Consider the following 13,582-nt stretch of genomic DNA (forward strand, 5'->3'; position numbering starts at 1 on the left):
TTATCCCCTTATATAAGAAAACAAAGATTTAAAATCCTCTTTCCTTCCAAGACATATAAGAACATCATCCTCTTCTAAAATTTCTTCTGGACCAGGATTATATAAAAACTGACTGCCTCTCTTCTTAATTGCAATTACAATTATCCCGTGTTTCCTTAAGTTAGACTCTAAAATAGATTTGTTTACAAGTTTTGAACCTTTAGAAATGGTTATTTCTTCCACTTCAATATTATAATCATTCTTACCCAAAGCAAGATCTAAAAACTCTGAAACATTCGGTTTTACAATAGCATTTGCAATCCGAAGACCACCAATTACAAAAGGAGAAATAACATTGTCTGCTCCAGCCCAAAACAATTTTGCACTAGCTTCATCATCAACTGCTCTAGCATATACTTTTAAATCCTGATTAAAACCTTTTGCTGTAAGCGTAATATAAACATTTTCTGCATCTGATTCCACAACAGAAATTATCCCTTTTGCATGCAAAATACCTGCTCTAACCAAAGTATCCTCTTTTGTAGCATTACCTATTATATACAAATACCCTTTCTCATCAAATTCAGGAGCCAAACCCTCATCCTTCTCAATTATAACAAAAGGTATATTTCTTTCATCTAACTGTTCACAGATTATTTTTCCCATTCTCCCATATCCACAAATTATATAATGTTCTCTTAATTTATCAATTTTCTTATCCATCTTCTTTCTCCAAAAAGTTTTTCTAATTTCACCAGCCACTATTAAATCAAAAACTTGAGTACCAATATAAGCAAGAGTTCCTGTTCCTGTTAAAATCAAAAATATAGTAAAGATTTTTCCATTATCAGATAACTGAATAACCTCCTCATAACCAACAGTTGAAATTGTAATTATAGTCATAAACAAAGCATCTAAAATACTAGCATGCTCAATTACTACATACGTAAACGTCCCTATAAAAGTAATGAATAACAAAAATATAAAACCAATTACAATATTTCTAATTTTTGTTTCATACATTTAAAGTAATAATCCTATAAGCCGTTTTAAAAATACTCTCAAAAATTCGATGATAAATATTGCAATAATAGGAGAAATATCTACTATCCCTATTGTAGGTATTAACCTTCTAAAAGGTCCCATCACTGGCTCTGTAAGTGCTACTATCAGCTGAACCAAAGGATTGTAAGGATCAGGGCTTACCCATGATATTAAAGCCCTTATAATTATCAACCATGTTAAAATCCCAAGCAAATCTATTAATGAAAATAGCCCATATTTCACTGAAAAAACTAACGTACCTAACAAATTAAAATTACCATAAAAAGTCAAACTAAAAATCACCTGAAACACCGAATCCACTATTACATAAACACTAAAAACCAAAAATACCGCCACAACAGTTATCCAATTATTAGGTATGTTAATAATATTTCGCGCAATTTTTACCCAAAACAGCCCAATTCTATAAAAAAAAGTTGTGTAAATAGAAGTTTGATAAGCAGTATTTAAAAGACTACCAAGAAAAATTGATATAATATAAAAAACCATTAAAAATCTAACTACATCGTCAACAGCATCAACTATGCTCCCCAACAAAGTCTGCCCAGATAACGTCCAGTAAACCATCCCAAGCAACAAAGTAAAAAAAGCTATTATAAATACTGTATACTTTTTACTTTTCTCATGAGGCATACTTTTAAAAAGTGTACCATATATAGGTTCTGTCAATGATGCTACAATCTTACCTAATGGATTCAAATAAAGCTCCTGTCTTGTCATAACATTACGTAAGATAAGAACAACAATATAACTTTTTATAATAATACTAAAAAATCCCATAACATCCCCTATCTATTATTTTCTTTTTCCAAAAATTGCAGAACCAATCCTAACCATATTAGAACCTTCTTCTATAGCAATTTCAAAATCATCGCTCATCCCCATAGAAAGATACTTTATATCATATTTAGATTTTAAATCTAAAAAAAGTTCACGCATTCTTGAAAAATAAACTCTATTATTTTCTGGATTTTCTTCTAAAGGAGGAATCATCATTAACCCTCTTAGTCTCAAATTCTCACACTTCACAACATATTCCAATAAATCATCAAAGTGTTCCATCAAAACACCTGATTTTTGAGGCTCCCTAGCTATATTTACTTGCAATAAAATATCCTGCACATAATTTATTTTCTTTGCTCTTTCATTTATCAGTTTTGCCAGCTCTATTCTATCAACAGATTGAATAATCGAAAAATTTTCCTTTAAATATTTCACCTTGTTAGTCTGTAAGTGTCCAATAAAATGAAATTGTGCATCTATTTTCATCTCTTTCAATTTTTCTATCTTACTTAAGGCCTCCTGGACCCTATTTTCTCCAAAAATTTTCTGACCATACTTTATTGCCTCAACAATAGACTCCACTGGAAAAGTTTTACTAACCGCCACAAGGACAATATCATCCTTACTTCTACCACTTTTTAAGGCTGCTTTATCAATTTTCTCCCATATTTTTTCTAGATTTTCTTTTATCATCTTCTCCTCATCAAAAAAGAAAGCATTCTACCAGTAACTCCATCCCTTCTATAAGAATAAAACATATCATTGCAATATGAACAATATCTTATATGCTCTATGCAATTTTTTTCAATACTATTTTCTAATAAAATTTTCTCAACCTGTAAACGAAGATTGAAATACATTTTCCCGTTGTTAATTAAAAGACATTCTTCCATATCAAACTTTTTCTTAACTATATTGATAAAATCATTTCTTACTTCAAAACATTTCTCACATATTCCCACTCCAACAATAACCTTTTTTATCTTCTCATCCTTAAATTTCTCTAAACATCTTTCAATAATCCCATTATATACTGATCTCCAACCACAATGTAAATTGGCAATACTTTCATTTTTACCAATTAACTGTACATTGAAACAATCTGCTGTTAAAATTCCAAGTCCAAGCCCAATATATTTAGTAAAAAGTCCATCACCATCAATAAAAGATGGTGTATTTATATCACATGTCACTACATGTGCTCCATGCACTTGGTTCAAAATAATAACTCTTTTGACATTAAACAACTTTTTTATTAACAAATAATTTCTATTCACCTCAATTAAATCATCACCGCAAAAAAAACCAAAATTCAAACCATCATAAACCCTTTTTGAAAAATTTCCCAATTTAGAAGAAGTAAAAGAAACAAATTTCTCTTCTATAGAATTAGGTAAAATCAGTTTTATTCCTCCAATATTTTTAAACATTTTTTAAACTCACTTTTTAATATATCTTTATCAAAATTAGGGTCCACCAGCTTTTCCCATAAAAATATATAATTCTCATCAAAACATCTTGTAACCACACTTTCAGCATTCATTAATTTTAAAGTTTTTTGAATATTAAATCCTTCTTCCAAAAGTTTTTCATAAAAATTATAAAGATAACTTTCACCTCTTGCTAAAAAAGCTTGCAATATTGCACTTTTATAACTCATTATATCATATTTTATATTAGGAATTCTACCCAACTTTTTCCTGAGTCCTCTTACTTTTTCCTCAATTATTTTTTTTTCTTGCAATCCAAAATATTGGAGTGGTGTAAAAGGTTTAGGAATAAAAATATTTATAGAAACTTTTATTTTACCAAGCCTATTAAACTTTTTCTTTTGAGCATTAAAAAAAATCTCAGCTATTTCTTTTATTCTATCAACTATCATCAATGCTTCATCATAGGTTTCTGTTGGAAGTCCTATCATATAATATAATTTTAAATTTTCCACCCCACAATCAGCCACCATATTTGCCACATTTAAAACACTTTCTTTACTAACCATTTTATTTATAAGCTTTTTAAGTCTATCAGAACAAGTTTCTTCTGCTATTGTAATAGACTTCACACTACCTCTTTTTAAAATTTCTATAAGCTCTCTGTCTAAAGTATCTGCTCTAAGTGATGAAACTGAAATTTTAAAACCTTTTTCAATAAAAAATTGCAGCTTATCTTTCACATCAGGCAAATCTCCAAAAGCTGCAGAAATTAGACCTAATTCTTTTGAAAAACTTTCACTTAAAATTTTTTCTTTAACTTTATTAAAATTAAATACTCTAAAAGGTCTATATGCAAATGTAGCCGTACAAAATCTGCATGAATATTTACACCCACTTGAAAGTTCAACAAGATATTCCCTTGCAAATTCTCCTTTCGATGTCTTGATTGTAGATGCAATAATATAATTTTTATTTCTCAACACAACTTTGGCTGGATATTTATCTTTGGTAAGAGCATAAGGTAATTTTTTTAAACTTTTTATTGCATCTTCTTTATTAAGATAATGAGAAAAAATCAACTCCAAATCATTAGACATCACCACAATATCACCAAGCAATTCCACATCCACAATATCTATCAGTATTGATGGATTAATAAAAGTAAGTGCGCCACCAGCTATTATTAGAGGATAACTATTATCCCTTTGATAATTAAAAATAGGAATTGATTCATTACTTAAGAACTTAATAAAATTAATAATATCTTCTTCATAATTTATTGAAAGAGCAATAATATCAAATTCTCTTAAAAATCTCTGATTTTCAATAGAAAGATTGTTTTCAAGAAAATCTAAAACAAAACGCTCACAGGAAACAGAATCAAATGAATTAAAAATCCTATAAACATCCTGATATCCAATATTTTGCATGGCAATTTCATATTTATTAGGATAAACAAGAGCAATTTTCACTCTTCCAAATTTCTGAATATAATTACTTTCTGCAGACAACAAATTCCTATAGTGATTTATAACAGACCATTTTTCCATAAACTTACCAGTATAATTAAAGTAAATATAATTTATACATACACAATAATTAGAGACTTAGTTACTAAAAATATCCAAAAATAATTACAATAACCAACGAAAAAACATAAATAAATATAATCCTTTAGAACTATACTATTATAAAAAAATATATAATAATAGAGAAATTTTTTATGATATAATGACAACATTTAAGTTAGTCTTCTAGAAGCTTTTTCACCTTTTGAAGAATATCGGGTAATTTGAAAGGCTTTTTTATAAAATCGTATTGTACACCAGGTATATCAGGCACTTCACTGCCAATATAACCAGAAATATAAATGACATTACAAAAACCAAATCTATCTTGATATTTCTTCACAAACTCAAAACCTTTACCATCATCCAACATGATATCAGATATTATCAAATCAAAAGGATTATTTAGTTCAGATAATAATTTCAGCGCATCTTTTAAAGAAGTTGCACTTACAACCTCATAACCATTTGCTGTTAAGAATTCCTTTAAAGATAGTACAATAATCTCTTCATCATCTAAAACAAAAATCCTTCCATTTATATCTTCACTATTAACAGTAGCAACATCAATATGTTCTTTTTCAACTACAGGCAACATTACTGTAAATTTTGTATATTCACCATATTTACTATCCACAAATACAATGCCACCATTATCCTTAATATACCCATATACCATAGAAAGCCCTAACCCCATACTTCTATCAAATTTCTTAGTAGTAAAAAAAGGATCAAAAATTTTATCCAAATCTTCCTCTCTAATACCCGAAGCATTGTCATAAATTTCAATCTTAACGTATGATCCTTCTTTTAATTGAAGGTTGCTTTTGTGTTCATTTAAATATTTTTCCACCGAAATCCTTATAATTTTTTTATCTTTATTTACTCCATGAAAAGCCTCAATAGAATTCACTATTAAGCTGAAAATTATATTCTTAAAAACCTCTTTATTTAAACTAACATAACACTCACATTTGAAGTCAGTATCAATTTTTATATCAGCATCAAAAATATCTTTATACTCTTGTAACAACTCCTTTATTGCAACATCAATTCTAAATTCATTTTTGGATATATCCTTCATTCGAACAAAAAACATCAATTTATCAACTATTGTAGCAATCCCATCAGCTATTTCTTCTATTTTGTCAAGATAGGAAACTAGTTCCTTATCATTTCGTAATTTATTTTGACAAAGATTTGTGTAAGTAATTATCCCTGTTAAGTCATTATTTATTCTGTGCGCAACCCCCCTAATCATCCGCTCCAATGCCTCAAATTTCGTTTTTTTTGCCAATTCTTCTTCTAACATTATTTGATATGTTATATCTTTAAAAATAAATACATAAAAGCTATCATTTTCAAACTCAATCTTAAAGACAACATAAGTCAAATAATTCTTTTTACCATCATTAATGAAAGATAAAGTGTCATTAAAAACATCTTTTTCCTTTAAATAACTTTTTAACTTTTCTTTAAATATATTAAAATCCTTAAAAAACGGTAACTCATCTACTTTTAACACTTTGCTCTTTAAAAATTTTTCTAATGAATTGTTAATATACAAAACATCGAATTTTTTATCTGCAATTAGTACAAAATGAGGGGTTTTGTTTACAACTTCAGCAAACAAATAAATATTCTTATCTTTTTCATACAAATCAGAAACATCATTAACTATTGCCATCAGACCTTCTATTTGCTCATTTTCATGAACATATTTAGCAACGCTAACAAGAGCTGGGAATCTCTCACCATTATTCCTTTTTAAAAACAATCTATAATTTTTAACATAACCATCCTTAGCAATTAAATTAAGTATATTTTGCCTATCATCTAGATTTACATAAAACTCAAAAGACCTTCTACGCAATAAATCATTTTTATCAATTTTTAAAATCTCAGAAATTTCATCATTAGCAAAAACTATAGTACCATCAAGCTTGACAACTAATATACCATATGGAATATGCTCCAAAAAATACTTATAATTTTTCAATTCTAGTTTGTACATTAATCACCTGAAAATATTTTTTTCTCCATCTCATATATATCAGAAAAAGCTTCACAAACACTCTTCATAATATCTTCATCTAAATTTAAAATATTTACCCCTTTTTCAAAAATAACACTATCTGATAAATTCAAACCAATCCCTTTAGTATTTACTAAATAATTTGATACACCTAACAATGCAATCATTTTATCTTTATACCCAGCAATATCATGATGGTAATATACCTTTTCATAATAATCTCTGGGAAGTTTCCATTCTTTCAACACATAACCACCAACCTCAGCGTGATTAAACCCAATTAAATTGGATTCTATTTCACATATATTAACATTCGTTTTTTTTGCAATTGTTACAATCTCTTCATAAAACTCAGTAGTAATTAATAAAATAACTTTTCCAATGTCATGAAGAATCCCTAATAAAAAAGCCTCACTACTATCAATATCACTGATATGCTGACTTAACAGCCTAGCCATTATTGCAACACTAAGTGAATGTTCCCATATATTATTGGCTAAATCCTTCTTCGATTCATTCTTATAAAAATAACTCTTCATTGAAAGAGCAGCTAATAAACTTTTTAAATTTTTCTCACCCAATATAACAATAGCATGTCTTAAATCTTTTATCTCATCCCTAGGAGAAAAAATGGCAGAATTAGCCACTTTTAAAATCTCAGCTGTTAAAGCAACATCTTTAGATGCATAATACACAACATCAGTAATAGAATAATCCTTAGTATTCATCACGGCCAAAATTCTACTAGCTATTTGAGGTAATGGAGGAATATCCTTAACCTTTTCTAAAATTATTGAACTGTCAAACTTCATCGTGCAATTATATTTTTAATTATTTATTTTTTCAAGCAATTTTGGTACAAGTTTAAATAAAATCAAAGCTGAATTAAATCTCACAACAATAAATTATTTACTTATAAAAAAGTTAAACTATAATTATTTTATGATAAATAATATCTTACCTATTTTTTTAACTATATTTTTTGGAAATTTTTTAAAAAAAACCGATTTTATTGATGATAATTTTATAAAAAAAACCAATAAATTAATTTTTTATTTTTTATTACCATTCCTTTTATTTTACAAAATCGCAAAATCCAATATTGAGACTACTTTAAGTTTTAAACACATAGGTATTATATATACTTCAATTATATCTATAGGATTCATAAGTTTCATATTTCTAAAGGTTTTAAAAATAGATTCAAAAACAATAGGAACATTCATAATGAATAGTTTCAGAGGTAATTATGCATATATTGGGCTACCCGTTTCTTACTTCACGTTTGGAGACCAAGGACTCGTAATAGCTAGCATTTATATGGCATTCATCGTTCCATTTGTTAACTTATCTTCAATTATATCTCTAACTATATTCAGCTCAACTAAAAATAGCTCATCAAAAATATTTAAACAGATAATATTTAATCCTTTAGCCTTAGGTTGTATTATTGGAATAATCTTTTCATTTTTTAAAATAAAAATCCCCTTATCCATAGATCGGTTCTTAAATATCAACTCTAATGCCACACTTCCACTAGCTCTTATGGCTATAGGTGCAAGTATTAATTTTGACAAATTAAAATCTTCATTAAAATTATCTCTTATTAACTCACTATTCAAATTATTTTTTTTACCTTTAATAGGATATATAATTATCCAAATAATGAAAACACCTATGGACCTCAAAAGTAAAGTTATTATCATCCTTTTAGCCACCCCTTCAGCTACAGTAAACTTTGTCTTAGCATCCACTATGAATGGAGATGTTAACTTGAGTGCAAATACAATTATAATATCAACAATCTTATCTTTTTTCACTTATTCTATCTATCTATACTTTTTTAATTTCTTATAAAAAATAAATTTAGTAAAATATGTAATCATGGTATTCTTCTAACTAGCAAATAACATCTTTCGGTAAAAAATTTTATTCCCTACCAAACTATCAATTTAAAAAGTATCACTAAATATTATAAAATATCGATTATAAAAATATGATACAACCTATTGATGTATAATTATAATTAATAATAGCTTATAAAAATACATAGTAATTTAGAGTTTTTTACTTGATTTAATAAGTGAAAATATTATAAAGTCTAAATAATAAATACTAAATTAATAATTAGTTATATAATATTACTTAAGAGCTCGTTTACTTATGGGATACATTATAAAAGCCAAATCATTAGAAGAAGCATTTCATAAAGCTCAAAAATATTTTAATCGCAATATTGCAGATTTAGAGTATAAAATAATATCTATCAATCCTGAAGATAATGACGAAAAATATGTCTTGGATTTTAGTGTTAAAGAAGAAGTTATTGGAAAATCAGGAAAACTTTATGATGAAATTTTCACAGATGAGTTTGAAGTAATTATTTCTGAAGATGAAATGAAAGCCTACCTTTTCATACCTCAAAACCCAAAGAGAAATATTGATAAAAAATACCTTCTAAATCTTTTAAATGAACATGGCGTTAAAAATGGAATATTAGAAGCAGAATTAGAAAGAATAGTTTATTATCTAAAAAATGAAAAACCACTTGAAAGTTCTATTTTAGTTGCACAAGGGAAACCTCCTAAAAATGGTAGTGATGGTGAGTTGATAATTAAGACAAAATCTGAAGATATTTTTGAGTCAATTTTAGGTGCAGATGAAGTACATGATAAAGTTGATTATAAAGAAGCTTTTAAGAAAAAGCTTTTAATAGTAAATGAAAACGAAGAAGTTGCTATGATTATCTCTCCTTCAAAAGGTGAAAATGGTTATACTGTAACAGGTAAAACAATCGAAGCAGTTGATGGAGAAGAAATTGAAGTAACTATTAGCGAAAATTTAGAACGAATTGACAACAAAATCATTTCTAAAATCAAAGGTCTACTTTCCATACAACAGTTTGATAAACTACACTTCATACTTGATGTAACAAAAACATTTATAGTAAATGGAGATGTAGATTACTCAACAGGAAACATAGAATTCCCAGGTTCAGTTATAATAAAAGGTGAAATCAAACCAGATTTTACTGTAAAAGCAGATGGTGATGTAATTGCTAAATCAGTTTCAGGTAACATTATCACAAAAGGAAATATCAAAGTCTCAGAAGGAATTACCGGCAAAAGCTTCGTCAACAGATTGATTATCAATGCAAAAGGAGAAATAACTGCAAACTATATTCAATTTGCACAAATAACCACAGAATCGATGATTAAAGTAAAAAAATACATAAGAGATTCTATCATTTTCACTGAAAATTTCGTAGAAGTTACAGGTACACCTGGAATGATATATGGTGGTAAAATTAGTGCTCTAAAAGGAATCAAGGCTAAAGTGTTAGGCTCTCCTTCTTTTGCCAAAACAGTCGTAACTGCTGGTATTTCATCAAAAATAGTTAGTGAAATATCTCACTTAACTGTAGAAAAAAATTCTATCAACGAACAAATTACTAAAATTAGATTATATCTAGGTAATGCTGAAAACCCACTAGTTAGAGATAAATTAAAAGATAAAATAGAAAAATTAAAAAAAATAAAAAAAGAATTAACAAAAAAACTACTTCAAATAGATATTAAACTAAGAGAACTTTATGAACAAGTAAAAAAGCACAAAGATGCAAAAATTGAAGTATTAAAGGAAGTGAATCCAAATGTAAAAATTATTATAGGAGAAGCCACCCTAATAGTAGAAAAAAGGCTTAGAAATGGCTATTTCTTTTACAATCGAGACAAAAAAGCAATTGACTACATGTTAAAATAATTTTTTCTTTTTTATATAATTTATAGCATCATCCAAAGATAACGGTTTTGAAAAATAATAACCTTGAACAAAATCACATCCCAATTTTTTTAGAATATTATACTGTTCTGCTGTTTCAACCCCTTCTGCTACTGTTTTTAAACCTAGTCCTTTAGCTAATTCTATAATTGTCTTAACGATAGCTTCAGTTTTTGTACATTCAGTCAATTTTCTGACAAAAGACATATCAATTTTTATAATGTCTGCAGGAATTTTCTCAATATAGCTAAGAGAAGAATACCCTGTACCGAAGTCATCAATTTCAATTGCAAAGCCATAAGATTTTAACTCATTCATCACATAAATTATATCTTCTGAATTTTCAGCAAATACCCTCTCTGTAACCTCAATATTTATATAATTTACAAGCTCTTTAGAGATATTTTTTACATAAGACATTATGTCTCTAGTTTTAAAGGAGTTAACACTTACATTAATTGCAATATTATAATAACAATTAAAAACAGAGTGAATTCTACTTAAATAATCAGATATCAATTTAAATAGGTATTTTTCAAAGTCACCCAACAATGCTGATTTTTCTACAATATCAATGAATTTTGCCGGAAAAATTAATCCTTTTTCCGGATCATTTATTCTTACTAAAGCTTCAAAACCTATAAGTTTCATCGTCTTAGTCTCTAAAATCGGCTGTAAATGAAAAATAAATCTATTTTCTTCTAAAGCTTTTATTATAATTTTCATGTTATCAAAATACTCAGTAATTTCTTTATTAAGCTCCTCATTGTAAAACCTAAATGTATTCTCACCATCTTTTTTTGCTACATTTAAAGCAAGTTCAGCCTTAGACAAAACATCCGTAATATCTTCATTCTCAAATTCAAAGGTTTTTATTCCAATATTAACATTAATTTTTATCTTTTCATCTTCGCTTATCTCAAGTGGTTTATCTAATGAATCAAGTATTTTTTTCAACATTATTGATAATTCGTCTGAATCATTCATCATTAAAAATATTGCAAATTCATCACTACCTATTCTACCAATTATGTCATTACTAAAAAAGATATTTTTTAGTTTTTCAGCAAACTTAATCAATAGAGTATCACAGAAAGACGCTCCATATATTTCGTTCAAATGAGAAAAACCTAAAATATCAATGACTATTATTACCTGCAATGGTTTTAGCTTTTTATATTTGTCAATCTCTCTATCTACTTCCTTAACAAACCCTTGTCGATTTAACAAACCAGTTTGCAAATCTTGAAATTTAAATCTCAAAATTTCTTGTTCTAATGCAAGTTCTTTAGAAATATCTTTCGCAATTGAAACAAACTTCTTGACTTCATTATTTTCAATGATTGGAATTATTGTGTGGTCTAGCTGAAAAAATGCCCCATTTTTACCTTTATTGATAACTATACCTTTAAACACTTCACCTTTTAACAAGCGTTTCCAAAAGCTACTATAAAACTCTTTATCATGTAAACCTGACTTAAAAATTGAAGGAGTTTTACCTAATAACTCTTCCCTTTTATAACCACTTATTTTTTCAACTGCATTATTAACATATTCTATTACACCATCTTTATCAGTTATCATTACCCAATCATGGGTATTTTCAATGGCTCTAAATAAAAACTCTTTAAATTCTAACTCATCAATATTTTTGAGAAAAAAAGTTATATTCTTTTGAATATTTTTTAATACTGGCATTAACTTATCACTAAAATAATAAGGAATATTTGAATAAAGATTTAAAACATATTTGTATTTATCTTCATACATCACAGGTATAGCACAAGACGAATAAAATCTTCTTTTTAGCATTTCATCCCGCCAAAATTGAACATCAGGATTCTCTTCGGTGTTTGGATTTATTGTTATTTCTCCACTTTTTATGGACCTAGCAGTAGGACCATAAACTGAAGATTCTTTTTCTGAAATAACAAAAATCCTCAAATGCTCTGTGTAACCTTCATCATAACCTGCTACAAAAATAGGGTTTATTCTATTTTCTGATAACTCTCCAATCCATGCTAACTTTATATTTTGTAGTGAAGTTAAATATCGACAAACAGATTGAAAAAACTGATCAACTGATTTTGATACAAAAATTAATTCATTTATACCGTTTAATATATTATAAAAATCTTTTATAATTTTTTCTTCGGTAACATCAATAAGTGTCATACAACCTGCTAATTGACCTTTGTACCTTATAGTTATATCATGAGCAGAAATATATTTAAAATAGCCTGACTTGGTTTTAATAGAAATTAACTCATAGTACTTTTCAAAAAAATCTCCTTTTTTATGCAATGTATCTACGTTAGTAATAACATCCACCATATCTTCAGAAAAGAGTGATGAAAACTTAATAAACTCTAAATCTTCTTCATTAAAACCTGTAATATATTTAAAACCTTCATCAATAAATACAACTTTATCATCACAATATACAACAACCCCTACGAATTTATTTTTAACCAAACCATAAAATATATCTTTATAAACCTGCTCACTCTCCTCAATAAACTCTAAAACAACAATTCCATTTTCTTTTCTCTCAATAACAGAAGAATAAAAACTAAGGTCAATTATTTTATTATCTTTTGTACGAAACCTTATAATATCACTAAAGTTGTTTATATAACCAATTATCATTTTTTTATAATTGTTAAATAATACATCTTTATCAATTATAGATTCTATTATTGAATCACTCTCATAAACTTCCTTAATATCAATGTTAGTTATTTTATCTAAATCATGACAAAATATTTTTATGCGATTTATCTTAATAGAATCACCATGAAGATATATTTCTTTAAGTAGTTGACAATAAGGTTTATATATTTTGTCCATAAAAATTTTATAAGTGAAAACCAACTAAAAATCAATAACAACAAAATATATATAAAGCCATTAGATTACTTCATTTCGAGCACCCAATA

10 protein-coding genes are annotated in these 13,582 nt (G+C 27.3%); 2 read left to right on the forward strand and 8 right to left on the reverse strand.

Translation table 11 applies throughout. From position 1 onward, the window contains the following. The 7 genes from OWK30_RS01845 to OWK30_RS01875 all read right to left on the reverse strand — a co-directional run bounded on the left by OWK30_RS01845 (position 1) and on the right by OWK30_RS01875 (position 7,675). Positions 1–1,002, reverse strand: coding sequence for a potassium channel family protein (locus OWK30_RS01845; protein WP_423323037.1), 1,002 nt, complete (start codon positions 1,000–1,002; stop codon positions 1–3). Further along, positions 1,003–1,824, reverse strand: coding sequence for a YggT family protein (locus OWK30_RS01850; protein WP_423323039.1), 822 nt, complete (start codon positions 1,822–1,824; stop codon positions 1,003–1,005). Positions 1,825–1,839: 15 nt separating this feature from the next. Further along, on the reverse strand, positions 1,840–2,520 hold the full coding sequence (locus tag OWK30_RS01855; protein WP_423323041.1) for a YggS family pyridoxal phosphate-dependent enzyme: 681 nt from the start codon (positions 2,518–2,520) through the stop codon (positions 1,840–1,842). Next, positions 2,517–3,257: a purine nucleoside phosphorylase YfiH/LACC1 family protein gene (locus OWK30_RS01860; RefSeq protein WP_423323043.1), complete on the reverse strand. Its 741-nt coding sequence runs from the start codon at positions 3,255–3,257 to the stop codon at positions 2,517–2,519. Before OWK30_RS01860 ends, OWK30_RS01855 begins: the two co-directional genes overlap by 4 nt. Next, positions 3,233–4,810, reverse strand: a complete 1,578-nt coding sequence (locus tag OWK30_RS01865; RefSeq protein ID WP_423323045.1) for a radical SAM protein — start codon at positions 4,808–4,810, stop codon at positions 3,233–3,235. Before OWK30_RS01865 ends, OWK30_RS01860 begins: the two co-directional genes overlap by 25 nt. A 196-nt stretch (positions 4,811–5,006) precedes the next feature. Continuing rightward, positions 5,007–6,842, reverse strand: a complete 1,836-nt coding sequence (locus OWK30_RS01870) for a hybrid sensor histidine kinase/response regulator (RefSeq protein WP_423323047.1) — start codon at positions 6,840–6,842, stop codon at positions 5,007–5,009. Further along, positions 6,842–7,675: an HDOD domain-containing protein gene (locus OWK30_RS01875; protein WP_423323049.1), complete on the reverse strand. Its 834-nt coding sequence runs from the start codon at positions 7,673–7,675 to the stop codon at positions 6,842–6,844. Before OWK30_RS01875 ends, OWK30_RS01870 begins: the two co-directional genes overlap by 1 nt. A gap of 130 nt (positions 7,676–7,805) precedes the next feature. On the opposite strand from OWK30_RS01875, the gene OWK30_RS01880 reads away from it, so the two are divergent. Next, a complete protein-coding gene (locus OWK30_RS01880) occupies positions 7,806–8,720 on the forward strand; it encodes an AEC family transporter (protein ID WP_423323051.1) in 915 nt (304 codons plus the stop codon). 306 nt (positions 8,721–9,026) lie between these two features. Beyond that, positions 9,027–10,625, forward strand: a complete 1,599-nt coding sequence (locus OWK30_RS01885; RefSeq protein ID WP_423323053.1) for a DUF342 domain-containing protein — start codon at positions 9,027–9,029, stop codon at positions 10,623–10,625. Here the strand turns inward: OWK30_RS01885 and OWK30_RS01890 are convergent. Continuing rightward, positions 10,617–13,493: a bifunctional diguanylate cyclase/phosphodiesterase gene (locus tag OWK30_RS01890; RefSeq protein ID WP_423323056.1), complete on the reverse strand. Its 2,877-nt coding sequence runs from the start codon at positions 13,491–13,493 to the stop codon at positions 10,617–10,619. The genes OWK30_RS01885 and OWK30_RS01890 overlap by 9 nt on opposite strands. Positions 13,494–13,582 lie beyond the last annotated feature (89 nt).

Origin of the sequence: Deferribacter abyssi, from assembly GCF_049472655.1 — a bacterium.
In the GTDB taxonomy this organism is placed as follows: Bacteria; Chrysiogenota; Deferribacteres; order Deferribacterales; family Deferribacteraceae; genus Deferribacter; species Deferribacter abyssi.